At 67.6% G+C, this 22,379-nt stretch carries 23 protein-coding genes; 10 read left to right on the top strand and 13 right to left on the bottom strand.

Features of this window, described 5'->3' with window-relative positions; all coding sequences use genetic code 11:
• Positions 1-48 precede the first annotated feature (48 nt).
• Positions 49-495, top strand: a complete 447-nt coding sequence (locus tag G6N55_RS11255; RefSeq protein WP_085219949.1) for a condensation domain-containing protein — start codon at positions 49-51, stop codon at positions 493-495.
• Here the strand turns inward: G6N55_RS11255 and G6N55_RS11250 are convergent.
• The 4 genes from G6N55_RS11250 to sdhC are packed head-to-tail and all read right to left on the bottom strand — an operon-like array spanning position 467 to position 3,833.
• Entirely contained in the window at positions 467-1,270 is an 804-nt protein-coding gene (locus tag G6N55_RS11250; RefSeq protein ID WP_085219950.1) for a succinate dehydrogenase iron-sulfur subunit, read from the bottom strand. The genes G6N55_RS11255 and G6N55_RS11250 overlap by 29 nt on opposite strands.
• A complete protein-coding gene (gene sdhA / locus G6N55_RS11245) occupies positions 1,270-3,024 on the bottom strand; it encodes a succinate dehydrogenase flavoprotein subunit (RefSeq protein WP_085219951.1) in 1,755 nt (584 codons plus the stop codon). Before sdhA ends, G6N55_RS11250 begins: the two co-directional genes overlap by 1 nt.
• Positions 3,025-3,027: 3 nt before the next feature.
• Positions 3,028-3,498 (bottom strand): succinate dehydrogenase hydrophobic membrane anchor subunit, encoded by a 471-nt coding sequence (locus G6N55_RS11240; RefSeq protein WP_085219952.1) that lies wholly within the window; start codon positions 3,496-3,498, stop codon positions 3,028-3,030.
• Positions 3,495-3,833: a succinate dehydrogenase, cytochrome b556 subunit gene (gene sdhC / locus G6N55_RS11235; protein ID WP_232078978.1), complete on the bottom strand. Its 339-nt coding sequence runs from the start codon at positions 3,831-3,833 to the stop codon at positions 3,495-3,497. The genes G6N55_RS11240 and sdhC overlap by 4 nt, the downstream gene beginning before the upstream one ends.
• A 230-nt stretch (positions 3,834-4,063) precedes the next feature.
• Here sdhC and G6N55_RS11230 point away from each other — a divergent pair, with 230 nt between their 5' ends.
• The 3 genes from G6N55_RS11230 to G6N55_RS11220 are packed head-to-tail and all read left to right on the top strand — an operon-like array spanning position 4,064 to position 6,845.
• Positions 4,064-4,465 (top strand): cytidine deaminase, encoded by a 402-nt coding sequence (locus tag G6N55_RS11230; RefSeq protein ID WP_085219954.1) that lies wholly within the window; start codon positions 4,064-4,066, stop codon positions 4,463-4,465.
• Positions 4,462-5,760 (top strand): thymidine phosphorylase, encoded by a 1,299-nt coding sequence (locus G6N55_RS11225; RefSeq protein ID WP_085219955.1) that lies wholly within the window; start codon positions 4,462-4,464, stop codon positions 5,758-5,760. Before G6N55_RS11230 ends, G6N55_RS11225 begins: the two co-directional genes overlap by 4 nt.
• On the top strand, positions 5,757-6,845 hold the full coding sequence (locus tag G6N55_RS11220; RefSeq protein ID WP_085219956.1) for an adenosine deaminase: 1,089 nt from the start codon (positions 5,757-5,759) through the stop codon (positions 6,843-6,845). The genes G6N55_RS11225 and G6N55_RS11220 overlap by 4 nt, the downstream gene beginning before the upstream one ends.
• On the opposite strand, the gene G6N55_RS11215 is transcribed toward G6N55_RS11220, so the two are convergent.
• The 4 genes from G6N55_RS11215 to G6N55_RS11200 all read right to left on the bottom strand — a co-directional run bounded on the left by G6N55_RS11215 (position 6,842) and on the right by G6N55_RS11200 (position 10,672).
• Positions 6,842-8,260, bottom strand: a complete 1,419-nt coding sequence (locus G6N55_RS11215) for an HNH endonuclease signature motif containing protein (protein ID WP_085219957.1) — start codon at positions 8,258-8,260, stop codon at positions 6,842-6,844. The two genes, G6N55_RS11220 and G6N55_RS11215, sit on opposite strands and share 4 nt — an antisense overlap.
• A 35-nt stretch (positions 8,261-8,295) precedes the next feature.
• Positions 8,296-8,559 carry a CDGP domain-containing protein gene (locus G6N55_RS11210; RefSeq protein WP_085219958.1) on the bottom strand — a complete coding sequence of 88 codons (264 nt, stop codon included), beginning with the start codon at positions 8,557-8,559 and terminating at the stop codon, positions 8,296-8,298.
• Positions 8,560-8,568: 9 nt separating this feature from the next.
• Positions 8,569-9,831, bottom strand: a complete 1,263-nt coding sequence (locus G6N55_RS30115) for a PPE family protein (RefSeq protein WP_085219959.1) — start codon at positions 9,829-9,831, stop codon at positions 8,569-8,571.
• 163 nt (positions 9,832-9,994) lie between these two features.
• Positions 9,995-10,672 (bottom strand): GntR family transcriptional regulator, encoded by a 678-nt coding sequence (locus G6N55_RS11200; protein WP_085219960.1) that lies wholly within the window; start codon positions 10,670-10,672, stop codon positions 9,995-9,997.
• 128 nt (positions 10,673-10,800) lie between these two features.
• Here G6N55_RS11200 and G6N55_RS11195 point away from each other — a divergent pair, with 128 nt between their 5' ends.
• Complete coding sequence (locus G6N55_RS11195; protein WP_085219961.1) at positions 10,801-11,805, top strand: cupin domain-containing protein; 1,005 nt, start codon at positions 10,801-10,803, stop codon at positions 11,803-11,805.
• A 48-nt stretch (positions 11,806-11,853) separates the two neighbouring features.
• A complete protein-coding gene (locus G6N55_RS11190) occupies positions 11,854-12,861 on the top strand; it encodes a VWA domain-containing protein (protein ID WP_085219962.1) in 1,008 nt (335 codons plus the stop codon).
• Between the two features lie 6 nt (positions 12,862-12,867).
• On the opposite strand, the gene G6N55_RS11185 is transcribed toward G6N55_RS11190, so the two are convergent.
• Genes G6N55_RS11185 through G6N55_RS11175 form a run of 3 tightly spaced genes read right to left on the bottom strand, consistent with a single transcriptional unit; the run spans position 12,868 to position 16,074 of the window.
• A complete protein-coding gene (locus tag G6N55_RS11185; RefSeq protein ID WP_085219963.1) occupies positions 12,868-13,851 on the bottom strand; it encodes a VWA domain-containing protein in 984 nt (327 codons plus the stop codon).
• A 41-nt stretch (positions 13,852-13,892) separates the two neighbouring features.
• Complete coding sequence (gene satS / locus G6N55_RS11180; protein ID WP_085219964.1) at positions 13,893-15,185, bottom strand: protein export chaperone SatS; 1,293 nt, start codon at positions 15,183-15,185, stop codon at positions 13,893-13,895.
• A gap of 58 nt (positions 15,186-15,243) precedes the next feature.
• Positions 15,244-16,074, bottom strand: a complete 831-nt coding sequence (locus tag G6N55_RS11175; protein WP_276072066.1) for an alkaline phosphatase family protein — start codon at positions 16,072-16,074, stop codon at positions 15,244-15,246.
• 133 nt (positions 16,075-16,207) lie between these two features.
• On the opposite strand from G6N55_RS11175, the gene upp reads away from it, so the two are divergent.
• Positions 16,208-16,942 carry a uracil phosphoribosyltransferase gene (gene upp / locus G6N55_RS11170; protein WP_085219965.1) on the top strand — a complete coding sequence of 245 codons (735 nt, stop codon included), beginning with the start codon at positions 16,208-16,210 and terminating at the stop codon, positions 16,940-16,942.
• Here the strand turns inward: upp and G6N55_RS11165 are convergent.
• Together G6N55_RS11165 and G6N55_RS11160 are read right to left on the bottom strand one after the other, a co-directional pair.
• Entirely contained in the window at positions 16,833-18,368 is a 1,536-nt protein-coding gene (locus tag G6N55_RS11165; protein ID WP_372517580.1) for a phospho-sugar mutase, read from the bottom strand. The two genes, upp and G6N55_RS11165, sit on opposite strands and share 110 nt — an antisense overlap.
• Positions 18,323-19,129, bottom strand: coding sequence for a purine-nucleoside phosphorylase (locus tag G6N55_RS11160; protein ID WP_232078977.1), 807 nt, complete (start codon positions 19,127-19,129; stop codon positions 18,323-18,325). Before G6N55_RS11160 ends, G6N55_RS11165 begins: the two co-directional genes overlap by 46 nt.
• Before the next feature lie 55 nt (positions 19,130-19,184).
• On the opposite strand from G6N55_RS11160, the gene G6N55_RS11155 reads away from it, so the two are divergent.
• Genes G6N55_RS11155 through G6N55_RS11145 form a run of 3 tightly spaced genes read left to right on the top strand, consistent with a single transcriptional unit; the run spans position 19,185 to position 22,244 of the window.
• Complete coding sequence (locus G6N55_RS11155; protein WP_139826655.1) at positions 19,185-19,835, top strand: cutinase family protein; 651 nt, start codon at positions 19,185-19,187, stop codon at positions 19,833-19,835.
• Positions 19,836-19,884: 49 nt separating this feature from the next.
• Positions 19,885-21,069, top strand: coding sequence for a M20 family metallopeptidase (locus tag G6N55_RS11150; protein WP_085219968.1), 1,185 nt, complete (start codon positions 19,885-19,887; stop codon positions 21,067-21,069).
• Positions 21,066-22,244 carry an amidohydrolase gene (locus G6N55_RS11145; RefSeq protein WP_085219969.1) on the top strand — a complete coding sequence of 393 codons (1,179 nt, stop codon included), beginning with the start codon at positions 21,066-21,068 and terminating at the stop codon, positions 22,242-22,244. Before G6N55_RS11150 ends, G6N55_RS11145 begins: the two co-directional genes overlap by 4 nt.
• Positions 22,245-22,379: the final 135 nt, after the last annotated feature.

Here is a 22,379-nt window from a genome sequence, read left to right as displayed (position 1 = left end):
CAAGAATTTCCCAAGAATCCATTAAGGATCCCCGGCAAGTCTGTGGCGATGACTTACTGCTATTTCGACGAGCCGCCCCGTCTGGAAGACATCGAGCCCGCCACTCACACGGAGGTGTTGGTCGCCGAACCGCGGCTGGACCAGGCGCGCATCCGCGCCGCGGTCGACACGGTCTTCGCTGCTCACCCCGACCTTGGCACCGTGTTCGAGTCGAAACTGAAGATCTGGATGACGCGTCCGGGCGGTGGCTGGGCGTGGGGAGTGGAGCCCCCCGGCGGCACCATCACCGACGTCGTCGCGCGGCATTTGGCCAGCTTCGACATGCACACCGGCCGGTTGTTCGCGGTCTCGCTGCTGCCGGGAGAACCCGACCGCCTGGTGCTCACCGCCAGCCAGCTCTGCATCGACGAAGCGGCCTGGCAGGCGGTGGTCGACGACCTGGTCGCCGAGTGCAATGCCGCCGGGCTCAGCGTGAGAACATCAGCGCGCGCTTGACCTCTTGGATCGCCTTCGTGACCTGAATGCCGCGCGGGCAGGACTCCGTGCAGTTGAACGTGGTCCGGCAGCGCCACACGCCGTCGACCTCGTTGAGGATGTCCAGGCGTTCACCGGCGGCCTCGTCGCGGCTGTCGAAGATGAACCGATGCGCGTTGACGATCGCGGCGGGGCCGAAGTAGGTGCCCTCGCTCCAGAACACCGGGCAACTGGTGGTGCAGCACGCGCACAGGATGCACTTGGTGGTGTCGTCGTAGCGGGCGCGGTCGGTCGGGCTTTGGATCCGCTCCCGGGTCGGCGGGTTGCCGCTGGTGATCAGGTACGGCTTGACCGCGCGGTAGGCGTCGAAGAACGGCTCCATGTCGACCACCAGATCCTTCTCCACCGGCAGTCCGCGGATCGGTTCGACCGTGATGGTCAGCGACTTGCCCGGTTTTTTGGGCAGCAGGTCGCGCATCAGCACCTTGCAGGCCAGCCGGTTGACGCCGTTGATCCGCATCGCGTCCGACCCGCACACGCCGTGTGCGCAGGAGCGCCGGAAGGTGAGCGTGCCGTCCAGGTAGCCCTTGATGTAGATCAGCAGGTTGAGCAACCGGTCGCTGGGCAGACACGGTACCCGAAAGCTTTGCCAGCCACCGGTTTTCGCAAAGGCATCGGGGTCGTCCGGGTTGAACCTGGCGATCTTCAGCGTCACCATCACCGCGCCGTCCGGAACCTGCGGCAGGGGTGGTTCCGCGGGCAGGGCCTCTGGTGCGTCCGGTGCTTCGACAGACATCAGTACTTCCGCTCCTTGGGTTCGTAGCGCGTCTGCACGACGGGTTTGAAGTCGAGCGCGATGTCACTCAACAGCTCGCTGCCCTGCTTGTAGGCCATCGTGTGGCGCATGTAGTTCACGTCGTCCCGGTTCGGGTAGTCCTCCCGGGCGTGGCCACCGCGAGACTCCTTGCGATTCAAGGCCCCGACGACGGTGACTTCGGCCAGCTCCAGGAGGAAGCCCAGTTCCATGGCTTCCAGCAGGTCGCTGTTGAAACGTTTTCCCTTGTCGTGCACGGTGATTCGGGAGTAGCGCTCCTTGAGCGCGTGGATGTCGGTCAACGCCTGCTTCAGGGTTTCCTCGGTGCGGAACACGGCGGCGTTGTTGTCCATCGTCTGCTGCAGGGCGCCGCGGATGTCGGCGACGCGCTCGTTGCCGTGTTCGGACAGAATGTCGGCCACCCAGCCGACCACCATCGCCTCGGGTTCCGGTGGCATGTCGACGAAGTCGTGGCCCTGGGCGTAGCCGGCCGCGGCGATGCCGGCGCGGCGGCCGAAGACGTTGATGTCCAGCAGCGAGTTGGTGCCCAGCCGGTTGGCGCCGTGCACGGACACGCACGCGCACTCGCCGGCCGCGTACAGGCCCGGGACGGTAGATGTGTTGTCCCGCAACACCTGTCCGGTGACCGTGGTGGGGATGCCGCCCATCACGTAGTGACAGGTCGGGTAGACCGGCACCAGATCCTTGACCGGGTCCACGCCCAGATAGGTGCGGGCGAACTCGGTGATGTCGGGCAGCTTGGATTCCAGCACGTCCTCACCGAGGTGGCGGACGTCGATGTAGACGTAGTCCTTGTGCGGGCCCGCGCCGCGGCCCTCCAGGACCTCCAGGACCATCGAGCGGGCGACGATGTCGCGGGGAGCCAGGTCGACGATCGTCGGGGCGTAGCGTTCCATGAAGCGCTCGCCCTCGCCGTTGAGCAACCGGCCACCCTCGCCGCGCACCGCCTCGGAGATCAGGATGCCCAGCCCGGCCAGGCCGGTCGGGTGGAACTGGTGAAACTCCATGTCCTCCAACGGAAGTCCTTTGCGGAACACGATGCCAATGCCGTCGCCGGTCAGCGTGTGCGCGTTGGAGGTCGTCTTGTACATGCGGCCCGAGCCGCCGGTCGCCAGCACGATGGCCTTGGCGTGGAATACGTGGATACGTCCGGTGGCCAGCTCGTAGGCGACCACGCCGGTGGCCACCGGTCCGCTCGGCGTTTGGGTGAGCACCAGGTCGAGCGCGTAGAACTCGTTGAAGAACTGCACGTCGTGCTTGACGCAGTTTTGGTAGAGCGTCTGCAGGATCATGTGGCCGGTGCGGTCGGCGGCGTAGCAGGCCCGGCGCACCGGGGCCTTGCCGTGGTCGCGGGTGTGACCGCCGAAGCGGCGCTGGTCGATGCGGCCCTCGGGGGTGCGGTTGAACGGCATCCCCATCTTCTCCAGGTCGAGCACCGCGTCGATGGCTTCCTTGCACATGATCTCGACGGCGTCCTGGTCCGCGAGATAGTCACCGCCCTTGACGGTGTCGAAGGTGTGCCATTCCCAGTTGTCGTCCTCGACGTTGGCCAGCGCCGCGCACATGCCGCCCTGCGCGGCGCCGGTGTGGCTGCGGGTGGGGTAGAGCTTTGTCAGCACCGCGGTGCGCACCCGGGGGCCGGCCTCGACGGCGGCCCGCATTCCGGCGCCGCCCGCGCCGACGATCAACACGTCGTATTTGTGATGCTGAATCATCGGTCAGCCTCCGATATTGGGGTCGAAGGTCATCAGCACGTAGGTACCCAGCACCAAGGTGAATCCCATCGACAACAGCAGCAGGCTGTTCAGCCAGAACCGGGTGCTGTTTTTACGGCTGTAGTCGTCGATGATGGTGCGCAGGCCATTACCGCCGTGCAATTGCGCCAGCCACAGCAGCGACAGGTCCCAGAATTGCCAGAACGGCGACGCCCAGCGTTGAGCGACGTAGTTGAAGTCGATGCGGTACACGCCGTTTTCCCACATCAGCATGATGAACAGGTGCCCGACCGCCAGGAACACCAGCGCGACACCGGAAAACCGCATGAACAGCCACGCGAATTTCTCGAAGTTGGGGATGCCGGCGCGCCGCCGCGGCGAGCGCGGGTTGTCCAGGCTGGGCGGGCGGTCGTGGCTGCGCTGCAGAACCGGCGCGACCTCACCGCGGCCGAGCTGAAGGTCGGGGCTGCTCATCGGAAGTGCTCCATCATGTGAATGCCGATGGCCACCGCGGCGGGCACCATGACCAACAGGTAGACGACGGCGATGACCCACAGCATCGTCTTCTGGTGCCGCGGCCCCTCCGACCAGAAGTCGATCAAGATGATGCGGATCCCGTTGAGTGCGTGGAAAAGCACCGCGGCGACCAACCCGAACTCCATCAGCCCGACGATCGGCGTCTTATAGGTCGCGATCACTTCGTTGTAGGTCTGCGGGCTCACCCGGACCAGGGCGGTATCCAGGACGTGCACGAAAAGGAAGAAGAAGATCGTCGCGCCGGTGATGCGATGCAGCACCCACGACCACATTCCCGGATCTCCCCGATACAGGGTCCGTGGTGGCCGCCGCTTGCGTGATGGCTCTGTGGTCTCAGTGCTCAAACCGGTCCTCATGTGGTCCGCGAAACTAAAGCCGGGCAATCGAGCTTAGCCCGGCAACGATGTGTCCGGAACCGGCCGACACCATTCATCAACGGTGCTTTCGTGCCGGGGTTAGGGTGGCTTTCTGGACTGGGCCCATCGGTGATTGAGGTTGTGGTATGCCTGATATTGATTGGAATTTGCTGCGGGACAAAGCAATACAGGTGGCGGCGGGAGCTTATGCCCCATATTCGCAATTCCCGGTCGGTGCGGCCTCATTGGTCGACGACGGCCGCGTGGTCACCGGCTGCAATGTGGAGAATGTCTCATATGGCCTTGGTCTCTGTGCCGAATGCGGTGTGGTGTCTGCCCTGCATGCGAGCGGTGGCGGGCGGTTGGTTGCCCTGGTGTGCGTTGACTCACAGGGGGTGCTGTTGATGCCGTGCGGGCGCTGCCGCCAGGTCCTGCTGGAGCACGGCGGGCGCGACCTGCTGATCGCGCATCCGGCCGGTCCCCGCCGCCTCGAGGAGCTGCTGCCCGATCCGTTCGATGCCGATGATCTTGCCCGGGAACGTCGTTGACTGACTTCGCATTCGACGCCCCGACGGTCATCAAGACCAAGCGCGACGGGACTCGGTTGTCCGATGCCGCGATCGACTGGGTCGTCGACGCCTATACCGCTGGGCGCGTTGCCGAGGAGCAGATGGCGGCGCTGTTGATGGCGATCTTTTGGCGCGGCATGGATCACGGCGAGATCGTCCGGTGGACGGCGGCGATGCTGGCGTCGGGCGACCGGCTGGATTTCAGCGATCTGCGAGTAGACGGTAAACCGTTGGCCACCGTGGACAAGCATTCGACCGGTGGGGTCGGGGACAAGACGACGCTGGTGTTGGTGCCCGTCGTCGCCGCCTGTGGCGGCGCGGTGCCCAAGGTCTCCGGCCGCGGTCTCGGCCATACCGGTGGCACCCTGGACAAGCTGGAGTCGATCGCGGGCTTCACCGCGGGAATTTCCAAGCAGCAAGTGCGCCAACAACTTTGCGATATCGGGGCGGCGATCTTCGCCGCCGGTGAGCTGGCGCCCGCCGACAAAAAGCTCTATGCGCTGCGCGACATCACCGCCACGGTCGACTCCTTGCCGTTGATCGCCAGCTCGATCATGAGCAAGAAACTGGCCGAGGGCATCGGCGCGCTGGTCCTCGACGTCAAGGTCGGTGACGGGGCGCTGATGGCGTCGGAGACGCAGTGCCGCGAACTGGCCGAAACCATGGTCGGGTTGGGCGCGGCCCACGGTGTGCCGACCCGGGCGGTGCTGACGGACATGGACTCCCCGCTGGGCGCGACGGTCGGCAATGCGCTCGAGGTGGGCGAGGCGCTCGAGGTGCTGGCCGGCGGTGGGCCACCCGACGTGGTGGGGCTGACGGTGCGGCTGGCCGCCGAGATGCTGGAGCTGGCCGGGATTGCCGGGCGCGATCCCGCCCAGACCCTGCGCGATGGCACCGCGATGGACCTATTCCGCCGGCTGGTCGCGGCCCAGGGCGGCGACTTGTCGGTACCGTTGCCAATCGGTTCACATTCGGAGACCGTGATCGCGGCGCGGAGCGGCACAATGGGAAACATCGATGCTATGGCAGTGGGGCTGGCAGCTTGGCGACTCGGCGCGGGTCGATCCCGCCCGGGTGGGCAGGTGCAACCCGGCGCCGGCGTCAGGATTCACCGTCGTCCGGGGCAGCCGGTGGTGGCCGGTGAGCCGTTGTTCACCCTCTACACCGACAGCCCCGAACGCTTCGGTGCCGCGCTGGCCGAGCTGGACCGCGGTTGGAGTGTGGGCGATACGGCGCCGGAGCCGCGACCGCTGATCATCGGGGTCGCGTCGTGAGCGCCCCGCTGGAGTTGCGGCAGATCCAGAAGGCGCCCAAGGCGCTGCTGCACGATCACCTCGACGGGGGCTTGCGCCCGTCGACCGTGCTGGAGATCGCTGGCGAGATCGGCTACGACGAGCTGCCCGCCACCGACGCCGACGAGCTGGCGACCTGGTTTCGCACCCGCTCGCACAGCGGCTCGCTGGAGCGCTACCTGGAGCCGTTCTCCCACACCGTGGCCGTGATGCAGACGCCGGAGGCATTGTTCCGCGTCGGCTACGAGTGCGTCGAAGACCTGGCCGCCGACTCCGTGATCTACGCCGAGATCCGTTTCGCCCCTGAGCTACACATCAACCGCGGGCTTTCCTTCGACGAGATCGTCGATGCCGTGCTGGAAGGCTTCGCCGCCGGGGAGAAGGCCGCCGCGGCGGCCGGACGTCCGATCGTCGTGCGCCTACTGGTCACCGCGATGCGTCACGCCGCAATGTCACGGGAGATCGCCGAGCTGGCAATTCGCTTCCGGGACAGGGGAGTTGTCGGGTTCGACATCGCCGGCGCCGAGGCCGGTTACCCGCCGACGCGTCACCTGGACGCGTTCGAATACATGCGAGATCACAACGCGCGCTTCACTATTCATGCCGGTGAGGCATTCGGTCTGCCGTCCATTCACGAGGCGATCGCGTTCTGTGCCGCCGACCGGCTCGGCCATGGGGTGCGCATCGTCGACGATATCGAGATCGTCGAGGGCGGCGGTGTTGAGCTGGGTAGGCTGGCATCGATCCTGCGCGACAAGCGGATTCCGCTGGAACTGTGCCCGAGCTCGAACGTGCAGACCGGCGCCGTCAAGAGCATCGCCGACCATCCCTTCGACCTGCTGGCCCGCGCGCGCTTCCGGGTCACCGTCAACACCGACAACCGGCTGATGAGCGACACCACGATGAGCCTCGAAATGCACCGTTTGGTAGAGGCTTTCGGCTACGGGTGGAGCGATCTCGAGAGGTTCACCATCAACGCGATGAAGTCGGCGTTCATTCCGTTTGACGAGCGGCTGGCGCTCATCGACGAGGTGATCAAGCCGCGGTATGCGGTGCTGATCGGCTAGAACGGCGGCGGTTCGTCGTCGTCGGACGGTCCGACGCGGGCATATTCCCAACGCTTTTTGCGGGCTTCGCGAGCGGCTCGGTTGTGCCGGCGTTCGGCGGCGATCTTCGCGGCCCGGTTCCGTGCGCGGGTGTGGGTCCGGGTCGGCATCATCGCTTCGCGGTTGTCGCGGTCCGGGTATGGCATCCCGACAACCGGCGGCGGGTCCACGCAGGCGCACAGGGCGGGGAAGAGCAGCGCGCTGCCGGGTGTGGTGACGTGGGTCTGCCCGCCGGGCAGGGTCCAGATAACGGTGCCATCAGCCAGCTGCTGGTCGCGCCAGCCCCAGAAAGTCTTGAGCAGGTGATGTTTTCGGCACAAGCACTTGAGGTTCGACGGATGGGTGGCGCCGCCGTCGCCGTGGGGCACGGTGTGGTCGATGTCGCATTCGGTTGCTGGGCGGTCGCAGCCCGGGGCCCGGCAGGTGAGGTCGCGGGCCCGCACGAAGTCGGCTAGCGCCCGAGACGGAATGTAAGCCCGCTCCGGCGCAATCGGTGTTGTAATCGGTTGCAGCTTAGCCATTTTCGCCAGCTCGCGGACAAGCTCGGCCGGAATGATGCTATCGCCGTACAGAAATCCCGGAGCCGCACCGGACCCGTCCACGGTGGCGCGGTCGGCGACCACGTGAATCACCACGGAGTTGTGTTGGCGGGGCGCGGAACCGGCCGGGCAGTCGGCGCGAACGCATCCGCACGGCAGCCGGTCCTGACCTGCCGCCAGTGCGCCCAATGCGTCGGCGCGGCGCTGCTCGATCGTCCGTGGATCGTCGGCGCACACCGTCTTGGCGAGTTCGTCGAGCCGGCGATCCAGCGCTTGGCCCGTCGTCGCGAAAACGGTGCCGTTGATCAGCGCCGTGCCCGCTTCCATCGGGCTGACCTTGAAATAGCGGTCCTCCGCATACTCGCGCGATCGGCGCACCGCATCCCGGTCGATCCTGGCCACCACGCGATCGATCTCCGTCGCGAGCTTCCAGCTGGTCATCGACGGCCAGCGCGGCGCCTTGACGGCCAGTTGGCCATCGACGGCAGCCAGGGCCTCGGCGTCGACGATCAGGTCGGTGCGAAACACGATGGTGCGAAAAAGCCGGAAGTCGATGTCCCCGGCCCGAAAAATCGCTGATACAGCTGGAAGTCGTTCCTGCATGGCGCGGGCATATCGCAGGTTGCTGTGGCCCATCGCCACACTCGTTCCGAGCGCTGCCGCGACTTCGGCAGCCACCGCGTCACTGGTGTCGGCCGCCCACTGCGCGCGATCGCCGTGCTGGGCCTGCCGCAATCTGAACAGGTCACCGATCGCGAGCAGGCGCTCAGCCGCGGCCTGGGCTTCGGCTCGTGCGGCGTCGCCGATGCGGGTAAGCAGGGCCGATGTTTCGAACATGTGTTCGAGTATATCGACCGCCCCCGACAAGTAGCTCAGCCGTCGATGTGCGGGTCCAGACCGCCCGGGCCGATGACGTTGCAGGTCCGTTCGGGCACGAAGAAGGAACTGGCACCGTTGGCCACCAGATTCTTCGTGACCACGCAGCGTTCCCAGGTGCCGTCGGGCTGGATGGGGCCGTCGCACTTGCTGATGATGGGTCCGCCGTACTGGCAGCCGGCGCTGGCCGGCGGCGCGGCCGCGATCATTCCTGCGGCCACCAGCGCGGCAGCCAATCCGCCGGCCATGTAGTGCTTCATGGTTCGTGCTTACCCCAAAGCCGCTGCCGCGGCAGCTTCTTCCGCGGGGGCCACAATGCGGCGGGCCCAGTCCGCAAGGCCGTCGGCGTTGAATTGGGGTTGGATTCCGGCGGTTCCGGCCAGCCCGGGCGAGCTGGCCGCCGTGGCCAACGCGGGTGCCGGGGCGCTGTAGGAGACGCTGCCCGCGGCGTTGGTGAGGGTCGCGCCGGAGAGGCCGGCGAACCCGACGGCGGTGTCGTTCACGGTGATGAGGCCGGTTCCCGGACCGAGCGTGACGGAGCCGGAGTTGATGAAGCCAATGGCCCCGATGGCGAATTTGGGGGTCAGGGTGAGGCTTTCTCCAACGCCGACGTTTACGACGCCGCTCACGTTGGCGCCGGTGGCCACGTTTACCCACTGCGGGAGGACTCCCGCGGTAAAGACGCTGCCGGAGTTGAGGGTGATGGTCGAACCGCTCTGGGCGGTGACTTCGACGAACCCGGCGACGCCGGTGGGTGCCATGGTGACCGACCCGGCTTCGACGATCATGTGCGTGTTGGTCCCGACGGAGATGATGCTCAGCGGCGGCACGTTGGCCGACGTTCCGGGCGGGATCGGGGGGTCGGCGTCGCCGACGGGCGTGTAGTCGATGCCACCGGGCCCGGTGGTGTTGGTCGACACCTGCTGCACCAGGGATTGGGTGCGGGCGCTGGTGAGATTGCCTGCGTTCTGGGCCATCGTGCGGGCCTGATCGGCCTGCCCGGTCGAGTTGGTGGTCTGCGGCGGCTCTTCATACGGCGTCAGGGTGCTCACCGTCGTCGAGTCGGCGGCGTAGGTGTACATCGCGGCGGCGTCCTGGACCCACATCTGGGCGTACTGGGCTTCGGTGGCCGCGATCGCCGGGGTGTTCTGCCCGAAGAAGTTGGTCGCGACCAGCGCCATCAGCTGGGCCCGGTTCGCCGCGATCACCGGTGGCGGGACCGTCATGGCGAACGCCGCTTCGTAGGCCGCTGCCGCCGCGTACGCCTGCGCCGAGGTTTGCGCGGCCTGGGCGGCGGCCGCCTGCAGCCAGGCGACGTACGGTGTGGCGGCCGCGGCCATCCGCATCGACGACGGGCCGAACCAGGTCTGGCCAGTCAAACCCGAGACTTCCGAAAAGTAGGCGCTGGCAGCCGATTCCAGCTGAGCGGCGAGGTCATCCCAGGCCGCCGCGGCGGCCAGCATCGGCCCGGACCCGGGTCCGGCGTACATGCGACCGGAGTTGATTTCCGGCATGAGCAACCCAAAGTCCATGGCGTCGTTGCCTTTCGGATGGATCAGTAAAACGGCACAGCAGTTTTGGTTGAACCCCCGCCAGAAGAGGTTGACCCCGTGTAGGGAGTTCTAGCACGACGCGACGCGGGTTCGGAAGGTTTTGGCACGCGCGAACGATCGTGTCGGCCCGCGCGCCGAAAAATCAGATCAACGACACGTCGACGGCGAGGCCGATGGCGTGCACCGTGCTGGCCAGGTGGGTCTGCACGGCCTGCAGCGCCCGCGGCAGATCGCCGTCGCGCAGTGCCTCGGCGATCGCGAGGTGCTCGCGCATGATCGTCGCGACCCGATCCGGTTCGCGCTGTGCCGATTCGCCGATCATCCGCATCTGACGATCGCGCAGTGTGGAGTAGAAACCCGCCAAGATCGCGTTCTGCGATTCGTCGAGGGTGATGGCGTGGAAGGCCCGGTCGGAGTCGAGGAATTCCCGCCAGTCGTTCGCCGCCGCGGCGTCGTGCTGGCGCCGCAACTCGGCCGACAATCGTCCGAACACGGCGGCGGACACGGTGGGTCCGCGTCCGACCACCTTGCGGGTCGCGTACTGCTCGAGCACCAGCCGGGCCTCGATGACCGCGCGGACTTCCTCGGGCGAGACCGGGACGACGAGCGCCCCGCGTTGTGGATACAGCCGCAGCAGTCCTTCGGCCTCCATGCGCAGAAAGGCTTCGCGCACCGGGGTCCGCGACATGCCCAGCGCGGTGGCGATGTCGCCCTCGCTGATCAGTTCGCCGCCGGGAAACGCGCCGGTGAGCACCTGGGCCTTGACGTACTCCAGCGCCCGGTCCTTGGCCGTGCCGGCCCGTGCGCCCTTTGTCGCCACGGCACCCCCTTGTAGCTAAGTCGTATCTCAAGTGTGTCCATGACCATACCGGAGCTCCGATTGACACTGAGATACAAGATAGATACGATTCAAACACAAGAAGTACTTGAGCACTAAGGAGACGTGCAATGTCCGTGAATTTGGACCCGACGATTCCTGCCCCGATGACCAACGTGGCCGAGTACGGATTCGAGGGCCGTTTCGCCGACTGGGCCGATGAAGCCCGCTACTTCGAGTACTCCAAGGCCGCCAACCCGATCGGCGCCGGATATGCCCCGCAGGTCCCGGTCACCCAGTTCGGTCCCGAGGTCTACCTGGATCAGCCGACCGGCATCGTGCCGCTGGATCTGTCGTCGGACCTCGGCATCACCGGTGCGGCGACCAGTCCCGCGCTGCTGGCCAACTTCGTCCGTATCCGTGCCGGCGAGCAGATCGACACCAGCCCCAACGCCACCTCGCAGCTGTACTACGTGCTGTTCGGGCGCGGCTTCGCCGCGGTCAACGGCCAGCTGGTCAAGTGGGAGAAGGGTGACTTCCTGACCCTGCCCGCCGGTTGCCGCTCGGTGTTCTACGCCGACTCGGAGGCGGCCATGTACTGGGTGCACGACGAGCCGCTGCTGCGCTACCTGGGCGCCGAGGCGCGTGAGCCGAGGTTCGCCGCGACCAAGTTCTGCCGCACGGACGCGGTGACCAAGCTGGACGAGATCGCCTCGCGTCCCGGCGCCAACGACAGGAGCCGGGTGAGCGTGTTGCTGGCCAACCAGAACCAGGAGCAGACGCTGACCATCACTCACGTCCTGTGGGCAATGTTCGGCGTGCTGCCTCCCAATCAGGAGCAGCGCCCGCATCGGCACCAGTCGGTCGCATTGGATCTCATTCTCGACGCACCGCCGGCCGGTTGCTACTCGTTGCTGGGAACGCGACTCGACGAGCGCGGCGACATCGTCGACCCGATCCGGGTGGACTGGCAGGCCGGTGGTGCCTTCACCACCCCGCCGGGCATGTGGCACGCCCACTTCAACGAGACCGATCAGCCGGCCCACCTGATTCCCGTTCAGGACGCGGGGCTGCAGACCCACCTGCGCAGCCTCGACATCAAATTCACTCAGCGCCGGGACCTGGTCGCTGGGTAAGTCGCTGGTAGAGCGGGCTCGCTGCGGTGCCACGTAATGTGACGTGGCATGAAGTTGCCGCTGCTGGGTCCGGTGTCGCTCACGGGTTTTCAGCACGGGTGGTTCTTCCTGGTGCTGCTGGCGGTGCTGCTGGTGATAGGTCTCTACGTCGTCCAGCAATTCGCCCGACGGCGCCGGGTGCTGCGGTTCGCCAACATGGAGGTGCTGGAGCGGGTCGCGCCCGCGCGGCTGTCGCGGTGGCGGCACATCCCGACGATCCTGCTCGCCGTGTCGCTGGTGCTGCTGACGACGGCCATGGCCGGGCCGACGACCGATGTGCGGATTCCGCTCAACCGCGCGGTGGTGATGTTGGTCATCGACGTCTCGGAGTCGATGGCCGCCACCGATGTGGCTCCCAACCGGCTGGCCGCCGCGCAGGAGGCCGGTAAGCAGTTCGCCGACGAGCTGACGCCGGCCATCAATCTCGGGCTGGTGGCGTTCGCGGCCAACGCGACCCTGCTCGTTTCTCCGACGACGAACCGCGGCGCCGTCAAGGCCGCGATCGACGGCCTGCAGCCCGCCCCGAAAACCGCCACCGGCGAAGGCCTTTTCACCGCACTGCAGGCCATCGCGACGGTCGGTGCGGTGATGGGCGGCGGCGACGGTCCACCACCGGCGCGCATCGTGCTGGAGTCCGACGGCGCCGAGAACGTGCCGTTGGACCCCAACGCGCCGCAGGGGGCGTTCACCGCGGCCCGCGCGGCCAAGTCCGAGGGCGTGCAGATCTCGACGATCTCGTTCGGTACGCCCGACGGCACGGTCGTCTACCAGGGCGCGACGATTCCGGTTCCGGTCGACGATCAGACCCTGCAGGAGATCTGCAAGATCACCGACGGTCAGGCTTTCCATGCCGACAGCCTGGCGTCGCTGAAGGAGGTCTACGGGACGCTGCAGCGCCAGATCGGCTACGAGACCGTCAAGGGCGATGCGAGCCTGGCGTGGATGTTGCTCGGTTCGGTCGTAATGGCCGGCGCGGTGCTGGCGGGCCTGTTCCTGAACCGCCGGCTGCCCGCTTGAGCGATCCTAAGTCGGCAACCTGCGGTTGATCAGCAGCGCCAGCACCGTGGCGATCAACGCGGTGAGCACCCCGAGGCGCAACCACCCGGATCCTCCGGGACCGGGCACGGTGCGATACCCGATCTCCTGCTGGATCGACTGGTAGTCCTTGGTGAGCTCGTCGAGGTTGGTCGCGGTGTAGGCCTGCCCGCCGGCCAGCTGCGCGACCTTCTTCATCTGGTCGGTCGAAACGGGAACATTCACCTGCACCCCGTCCAGGCTGATGTTGCCGCTCTTGGTGCCGAACGAGATTGTCGAGATGGGCACGCCCTGGTCCCTGGCCAGCCGCGAGGCGGTGTAGACGCCGTCGTGCGGGTCGCTGGGATCGGTCGGCCTGTTCTCGCCGCCGTCGGACAGCAGCACGATCCGGGCCGGCGGCGGCGTGTCCCCGCCGGTCGTGTTCGTCGCCTCGATCGCGTGCAGGGCGGTGTAGATGGCTTCACCGGTCGCGGTGCCGTCGCCGAATTGCAGCTTCGGCAGGGCGTCGATGGTGGCCTGGTGCCGGGGTGTGGGCGGCACCAGCAGATACGGCGTTCCGGCAAACCCGACGAGCCCGAGGTTGATGCCCGGCGTCAGCTGCGCGGCGAACTTGCTGGCGGCTTGCTCGGCGGCCCGCAGGCGGTCGGGCTCGACGTCGGTGGCCCGCATGGACTGCGACATGTCGATCACCAGCATCACGACGGCGCGGTTGCGCGGGATGCGCATGTCGTGGGTCGGGGTGGCCAGCGCGATGGTCAGCAGCGCCAGGCTGAGCAGCGACACGGCGATCGGCAGGTGGCGCCACAACGACTGCGGCACCTCGGCCTCGGTGTAGCGGCGCAGGCGGTGTCGGCGCCGGGCCTGGACGACGACGTACACGGCGAGCAGGGCCAGCGGGATCAGCCCGAACAGCAACAGGGCCGGACGCTGAAATCCGTAGAACGGCAACGGTCCAATCACGGGAAGCGACACACGCCAGTAAAGAGGAGACCCACGGACCCGTCAAACGAGCGCTATTCGCGCCGCAGCCGGGAGTCGACGAACTTCTCCAGTTCCTCCCATTCCCGCACCGCCGCCGAATACGGCGACGCGGGCTTGCTCACCGAGCCGGGCTCCAGCACGTAGGCGATCAGCTTGCCCAGCGGCTTGCCGGTTTCCAGCGCCTTGTCGACGGTGCTCTCCTCGGAGTAGTCACCGATATCGCGGAGCAGCTCGACGGCCAGGTCGAGTTGCTCACGATCCACGGCGTCGGGTCCGTCGGCGAAGTCGTCGACCAGCCCACTGAGCACGTAGATGTTCTCGTCGGTGACCTCGACCGACAGCGATCCGTCGGTCGCGGCGGTGCGGATGTCGTCGTAGGTGCTCAGATCGGACAGGTCGTGGTCGTGCTCGTCGGCCAGGTAGCGCGCCAGGCTGCGCTCGGAGGTGAACACGCTGATCCGTCCGTTGCGGCCCAGGAAGATCGGGCGGTCGTTCAGGTAGCAGCGCAGCGTGTAGAACGTGCCCGAACTCGTCATGATGCGAACCGGGTCGATCCCCACCTGCATCCAGAAGTCCTCGTCGCTGCCGAGCACGACGGTGTCGGCGGGCGCGCGGACCTCTTCTTCGTCTTCTTCCTCGTCGTCGTCGACGGCTTCGCCGTCGGACGCCTCCTCGGATCCGGCGGACTCTTCCTCGGAGTCTTCGTCCTCGGGCTCTTCTTCGTCTCGTTCCTCGGCCAGTTCCTCGGCGGCCTTCTCCGCCGCCGCCTCGTCGACCTCGGGGGTGGTGGCGATCTTCTCGATCGCGCTGAGCACGTCGTCCCAGCTGCGCCCGATGACCTCGCCGATCGCATCCCAGCGCTTGGCTCCCGCTCTGCCGGTGAAGTGGTCGATGCCGCCGGACACCGCGCCCAGGGTGGGGTTGCCGTTGAAGAACTTCGACACCGCCGCCAGCTCGCACACCGATCCGATCGACGACACGATCGCCAGGGCGCCGGCCAGCGCGGTCACCGACTCCTCGGTCGGCTTCTCGGCCACCAGTTCCTCGACCGCGACCAGGTCGAACTGCTTGGCCTCGGTGGGCTCGAAGCGGTGCGCGTGCGCCGTGGTCAGCTCTTTCCACGCCGGGTGATCGGTGAGGTCGTTCTCGGCGCCGGACCGCACGAACGCGACGAGGTCGGCGACCGACTCGAAGACGTACAGGTCATCTTCATTGCCCAGGAACGCCTCCCACTCGTCGCCGGAGTCGCGCCAGCGCGGTGCCCATACGGTGTAGCGGTCACCGTCGGACAGGCTCAGGCGGATGGGTACGAGGTCAGCAGCCATGCGGCACAGAATAGCGACGACGGACGAATGCGCCGGGTCCGGTGCCGGGCCGGCGGGCCTATCCCGCCCAGATGCTGGCGATCGCGGGAGCGTTGGCCGCGTTGCCCGTCTTGGGCAATCCGTACATCTGCTCGATGGTGGACAGCAGGTTGTAGTGGCTCATCTGCTCGCTGTAGCTGCCCGGTTGGACGTGCGCGCCGTAGAAGATCGTCGGGATCTGGTTGTTGGCGCCGTTGTCGTCCTCGTCCCAGGTCACGATCAGCAGACTGTTGTTGGCGACCGCCCAGTTGGCATAGCCGGACAGCTGCCGATTCAGCCAGGCATCGCCCTGCGCGATCGAGCCGTCGTGCATGTTGTTGTCGTTGTTGGGGATGACGAACGACACCGTCGGCAGGCTGGCGTAATTGCCCTGCGGAAACGCGGAGAACGGCACCGAACTGGTCGGCGGCACGTTGGTGAAATTGGCCCACGGCACATGCTTGCGGGCGTACTTGCCGGCGCTGCACACGGGCGAGCCGACGGCGGGCAGGTCCTCTGAGTAGCCGATGAATGTGTAACCTGCACCGAGCAATTCAGACCCCAGGTTGGGCGCGTTGCCGGCGTTGATCGGGCACGAGTCCTTCGTCACGCCAAAGGTATTGCCGGCGAACATCGCCAAATAGTTCGGTTCGCTGGGATGTGTTTCGGCGAACGACTGCACCATGTTGGCGCCATGGGTGGCCAGGGCATTGATGAACGGGTTCTGCGGGTGGCCGATGATGTGGCCTTCAGAACGGTTCTCCTCCACCACAATTACGATGTGCGCGGGCCGGGGAAGCGCGGCCGCGGCGGTGACGCGGGGCGCCAACGGGGTGGCGGCCAGCCAGGTCAGCGCCACCGCACCGACCAAGATCAGGAGACTTCGAATCGCGCGAAACACCCGGGGAGCATACGAGCCGACGCGCGGGATCGACGGCAGGCACGCACGCACGCGAACTGCGCTTTAGCCAACCGAGGTCGGATCGTTATATACCCTCGGACGCATGGATGTGCGAGTGATCGACCACCCGTTGGCCGCCACCCGGCTGACGGTGCTGCGCGACGAACGCACCGATGCCGCGGGTTTTCGGGCCGCGCTGCGCGAGCTGACGCTGATGCTGGTCTACGAGGCCACCCGGGAGGCGGCCACCGCGCCGGTCAGGATCCGGACGCCGCTGGCCGAGACATTCGGGAAGCGATTGACCACGCCGCCGCTGCTGGTTCCGGTGTTGCGGGCCGGGCTCGGAATGATCAACGAGGCGCACGCCGCGATCCCCGAGGCCGAGGTCGGCTTCGTCGGCGTTGCTCGCGACGAGGAAACCCATCTGCCGTTCCCGTACATGGAGTCGCTGCCCGCCAAGCTCAAACACCGGCCCGTCATGGTGCTCGATCCGATGCTGGCCACCGGCGGGTCGATGACCTATGCCATCGAACTGCTGCAGTGTCGCGGCGCGACCGACATCAGTGTGCTCTGCGTGGTGGCCGCACCGGAAGGCCTTGCGGCAGTGGAGAAAATCGCGCCGGACGCGCGAGTGTTCACCGCGGCCGTCGACAAAGGACTCAACAAGGCGGCGTTCATCGTGCCGGGTCTCGGCGACGCGGGCGACCGTCAGTTCGGGCCCCGGGTATTCACCAGCATTCCACCGCGGCAACCAACTGAGCGCGCAGCGCGGCGGCGTAAGTCCGGAAATAAGCCAAGTCGTCGGAAGCGGCGCAGCGAATCTCCAAGTAGCACTTGAACTTCGGCTCCGTCCCGCTGGGCCGCACCACCACCCTGATCGAGGTGTCGTCACCGGCGGTGAAGATCAGCGCGTCGCTGATATCGGTGATCGTCGCCGCGAACCCGGCCAGTTGGCTCGGCGGGGCGGTTCGCAGCCGCCGCATGATTGCGGCGGCCTCGCCCGCGTCGGCGACTCGGCGGGAGATCGCCGCGCCTTCGTGCACGCCGTAGCGCCGGGCGAGATCGTCGAGCGCGTCGGGTATCGAACGGCCCTGCTGTTTCAGGGAAGCCGCCATGTCGCACACCAGCACCGCGGCGCTGATGCCATCCTTGTCGCGCACCGCGGCGGGGTCGACGCAGTGGCCGATCGCTTCTTCGTAGGCGTAGACGAGGCGGCCGCCCGGCACCTGCGCATCGGCGCGCGCCAGCCATTTGAAACCGGTGAGCGTCTCGACGTGGGCCGCGCCGTAGTGGGCGGCGATGTCTGCCAGCATCCGGGAGGAGACGATGGTGCTGGCCACCACCGCGCTGTTCGATCGTTCGTGCGACAGGATGTAATCGCCTAGCAGCCAACCGGTTTCGTCGCCGGACAGCATTCGCCATCCCGTTGTTGTGGGGATGCCCACCGCGCACCGGTCGGCGTCGGGGTCCAGGGCGATCGCGACGTCGGCTTCGATATCGGTGGCCAGGGCGAGCAGGGCATCGGCGGCGCCGGGCTCCTCGGGATTCGGAAACGCGACGGTGGGGAAGTCCGGGTCCGGCGCGTATTGGGCACCGACGGTGTGTACCTGGTCGAAGCCGGCGCGGTGCAGCGTCTCGACGGCCACGGCCCCGCCGACCCCGTGCAGCGGGGTCAGGGCCACCCGCACCGAACCGCCGGCGCGCCGCACCCCGGCCGCGCGTTCGATGTAGCGGGCGACCAGGTCGGTGTCCGCGGGCGCCACCGGCTTGCGGGCGATCCGTTCGGCGGAAGGCGCTGTGGCCATTGCATTTTCGATCTCGGTGTCGGCGGGCGAGATGATCTGGATGCCGCCGTCGAAGTACACCTTGTAGCCGTTGTCGCTGGGCGGATTGTGCGAGGCGGTGATCTGTATTCCGGCGGCGGCGCCGACGTGCCGGACCGCGTAGGCGACCACCGGCGTCGGCACGACTCCCGGCAACAGCAGCACCGAAAAGCCCGCGGCGGCAAGCACTTCCGCGGTCACTGTGGCAAAGATCGCCGAACCGTGCCGAGCGTCGCGCCCAACGATCACCTGCCCACCGGCCAGGCCGCGACCGGTAAGCACCTGCGCCACCGCCCAGGTGGCGCGCGATACCACCTCGACGTTCATGGCGTCCGGGCCGTCGCGCACCGGACCGCGCAATCCCGCCGTGCCGAATCGAAGCGGCGCTGTCACGGCTAAATCCGGGCGATTACGTCGGCAAGCAGGGCGCCGATCCGGGATGCCGATGCGGCCCCCGCGGCCATCACGTCGGCATGGCTCAGTGGATCGCCGGTGATGCCGGCCGCCAGGTTGGTGACCAGCGAAATGCCCAGCACCTCGGCGCCGGCCGCGCGGGCCGCGATCGTCTCGTGCACCGTCGACATGCCGACCAGGTCGGCGCCCAGGGTCCGCAGCATCCGGATCTCGGCCGGTGTCTCGTAGTGCGGCCCGGGCAGGCCGGCGTAGACGCCTTCGGTCAGCTCGGGGTCGGCCGCACGGGCCAGCGCGCGCAGCCGCGGCGCATAGGCATCGGTGAGATCCACGAACTGCGCGCCGACCAGCGGCGAACGCGCGGTCAGGTTCAGGTGGTCGCTGATCAGCACCGGCTGGCCGACGCGCATGTCGGTGCGCAACCCGCCCGCCGCGTTGGTCAGCACGACGATGCCGGCCCCGGCCGCGCAGGCCGCCCGGACCGGGTGGACGACGTGGCTCAGGTCATGGCCCTCGTAGGCGTGCACGCGCCCGGCCAGCACCATTACCCGGTGCTCGCCGATGCGCACCGACAACAGCTCGCCGGGATGGCCGGCCGCGCGTGGCGGCGCGAAGCCGGGAATCTCGGCCTGGGGCAGCACGACGTCGGGAGAGCCCAGCTCGGTGAGCGCCGGCGACCATCCCGAGCCGAGAACGATCGCGATGTCATGTGCGTCGACCCCGGTTTGCTCCCGGATGGAATTTGCCGCGCGCTGTGCGAGTTGAGAGTTCTCGGATGCAACGTCGGTCACACTGTGCGAGCTTAGCTTCGCTATATATGTCAGGATTTCCCGCATGAGTTTTGGTATGAGGCCACTCGCTGGCCCGCTACTTGCAGTGGCGGCTTTGGTAGCCGCGGTCCTCGGTGGCCCGGCGCCGACGGCACGGGCCGACTGCCCCGACGTTCAACTGATCTTCGCCCGCGGCACCAACGAGCCGCCCGGCCTCGGCGTTGTCGGCGATGCACTGTTCGCCGCGCTGCAGCCCACCCTGGGCGGACGCAACTTCGACAACTACGCGGTGAACTACCCGGCCAGCTACAACTTCCTGCAGACCGGCGACGGCGCCAACGACGCCCGTGACCACATCGCCGCGATGGCCGACCAGTGCCCGGGTACTCACCTGATCCTCGGCGGCTTCTCGCAGGGCGCGGCCGCGGTCTCGATGCTGGCCGGGGTGCCGCCGCTGGGCAACACCATCGGCGAGTTCGGGTCGGCGCCGGCGCTGGATCCCGGCCTGGCCAGCAAGATCAGGGCGGTCGCGGTGTTCGGCAATCCCGGCAACCGGTTCAACACCCCGCTGTCGACGGCCGGGCAGTTCGCCGGCCGTGCCATCGACGAGTGCAGTCCCGGCGATCCGGTCTGCGTCGTCGGCGGTCGCGACCGCGAGGCGCACCACGACTATTCGATAGCGCCCTACCCCGGCCAGGCGGCCAGCTTCATCGCCGGACGGGTGTAGCCACCGCCGGGCGGTCCTTCGCGGCCTCGGTCGATGAGATACTGCAGGGATGCCCACCAACACCGCATTGGATAGCGTCGAGGACGCGGTGCGGCGTCGTGGCGTCGATCTTGTCGAGCTCTCGCGCGCGATTCACGCCGAGCCCGAGCTGGCCTTCGCCGAGCACCGTAGCTGCGCCAAGACGCAGGCACTGGTTGCCGAGCGGGGCTTCGAGGTCATCCCGGGCGCCGGCGGCCTGGACACCGCCTTCCGCGCGAACTACGGAAGCGGGCCGCTGGTCGTCGGCGTCTGCGCCGAGTACGACGCCCTGCCCGAGATCGGACATGCCTGCGGGCACAACATCATCGCCGCGTCGGCGGTCGGAACCGCGCTGGCGCTGGCCGACGTGGCCGACGAGCTCGGCCTGACCGTGGCCCTGATCGGCACTCCCGCCGAGGAGGCCGGCGGCGGCAAGGCGCTGCTGCTGGAGGCCGGCACCTTCGACGACGTCGCGGCCGCGGTGATGCTGCATCCCGGGCCGACCGACATCGCCGCCGCCCGTTCGCTGGCGCTGTCCGAGGTGACCGTCGACTACCGCGGCAAGGAATCGCATGCCGCCGTCGCCCCGCATCTGGGCGTCAATGCCGCCGACGCCATCACCGTGGCGCAGGTGGCCATCGGGCTGCTGCGCCAGCAACTGGCGCCGGGGCAGCTGGTGCACGGGATCGTCACCAACGGCGGGCAGGCGGTCAACGTCATCCCGGGCCACGCGACCGTGCAGTACGCGATGCGGGCGGTCGAGGTGGATTCGCTGCGCGAGCTGGAGGGCAGGATGTTCGCCTGCTTTGCCGCGGGCGCACTGGGCACCGGCTGCGAATACGAAATCAACACACCGTCACCGGCATACGCGGAGCTGCGGCCGGATGAGTGGCTGGCCGACATCTGCCGGGAAGAGATGCGCCGGCTCGGACGCGAGCCGGTGGCACCCGAGTTCGAGAAGGCGCTGCCGATGGGCAGCACTGACATGGGCAACGTGACGCATGTGCTGCCGGGCATCCACCCGGTGATCGGTGTCGAAGCCGGCGGCGCGACGGTGCATCAGCGCGCCTTCGCCACCGCCGCCGGCGGCCCGAGTGGCGACCGTGCGGTGGTCGAGGGCGCGGTGATGCTGGCGCGCACGGTGGTCCACCTCGCCCAGGACAGCGCCGAACGCGACCGAGTGCTGGCCGGGTTGGAACGCCGGGCCGCCCGATGAGCCTGATCGACACGGCCGAATCGTGGCTGGCCGCCCATCACGACGACCTGGTTGAGTGGCGCCGGCACATCCACCGGTACCCGGAGCTGGGCCGGCAGGAATACGCCACCACGCAGTTCGTCGCCGAGCGGTTGGCCGAAGCGGGCCTGAATCCGAAGGTGCTCCCCGGCGGTACCGGGTTGACGTGTGATTTCGGCCCCGCTCACGAGCCCAGGATCGCGCTGCGGGCCGACATGGACGCGCTGCCGATGTCCGAACGAACCGGAGCGCCGTACGCCTCGACGATGCCCAATGTCGCGCACGCCTGCGGGCACGACGCGCACACCGCGATCCTGCTGGGCACCGCGCAGGCGCTGGCGTCGGTACCCGAACTGCCGGTCGGGGTGCGCTTGATCTTTCAGGCGGCCGAGGAATTGATGCCCGGTGGCGCGATCGACGCCATCGCGGCCGGAGCGCTGACCGGGGTGTCCCGGATTTTCGCGCTGCATTGCGACCCCCGCCTCGAGGTCGGCAAGGTCGCGATCCGGCAGGGCCCGATCACCTCGGCGGCCGACCATATCCACATCACGCTGTATTCGCCGGGCGGGCACACCTCGCGGCCACACCTGACCTCCGACTTGGTCTACGGTCTCGGCACGCTGATCACCGGGGTGCCCGGGGTGCTGTCGCGGCGGCTCGACCCACGCAACGGCACCGTCCTGGTGTGGGGCGCGGTCAACGCCGGTGTGGCCGCCAACGCGATCCCGCAGAACGGCCAGCTGTCCGGCACCGTGCGCACGGCCAGCCGGCACACCTGGCTCGAGCTCGAGGAGATTATCCGTCAGGCCGTGGACGCGCTGTTGCTGCCGCTGGGGATCGAACACACGATTCAGTACCGGCGCGGAGTGCCTCCAGTGGTCAACGAGGAGGTCTCGACCCGCATACTCACCCACGCGATCGAGTCCGTCGGGCCCGACGTGCTGGCCGACACCCGCCAGTCCGGCGGCGGCGAGGACTTCTCCTGGTATCTCGAGGAGATTCCCGGAGCGATGGCGCGACTGGGTGTGTGGCCGGGCGAAGGCCCGCAGCTGGACCTGCACCAGCCGAATTTCGATCTCGACGAGCGCGCGCTGGGGGTCGGAGTGCGGGTGATGGTCAACATCGTCGAGCAGTCGGCCGGTTTCTCCGAGACGTAGCCCTCGAGTCTCGCAACACATCCGCGGCCATCCGCCAAAGCTCTTGCACTCGGTGTAGTCATCTGTCTACACTCCGTTCATCGTGCTGTAGACAGTTGACTACAGGTCCCACGGATACAGGGAGTGAGGACGAGA

Source organism: Mycobacterium florentinum (genome assembly GCF_010730355.1).
Taxonomy (GTDB): domain Bacteria; phylum Actinomycetota; class Actinomycetes; order Mycobacteriales; family Mycobacteriaceae; genus Mycobacterium; species Mycobacterium florentinum.
This window is presented reverse-complemented; position numbering and strand designations above follow the sequence as displayed.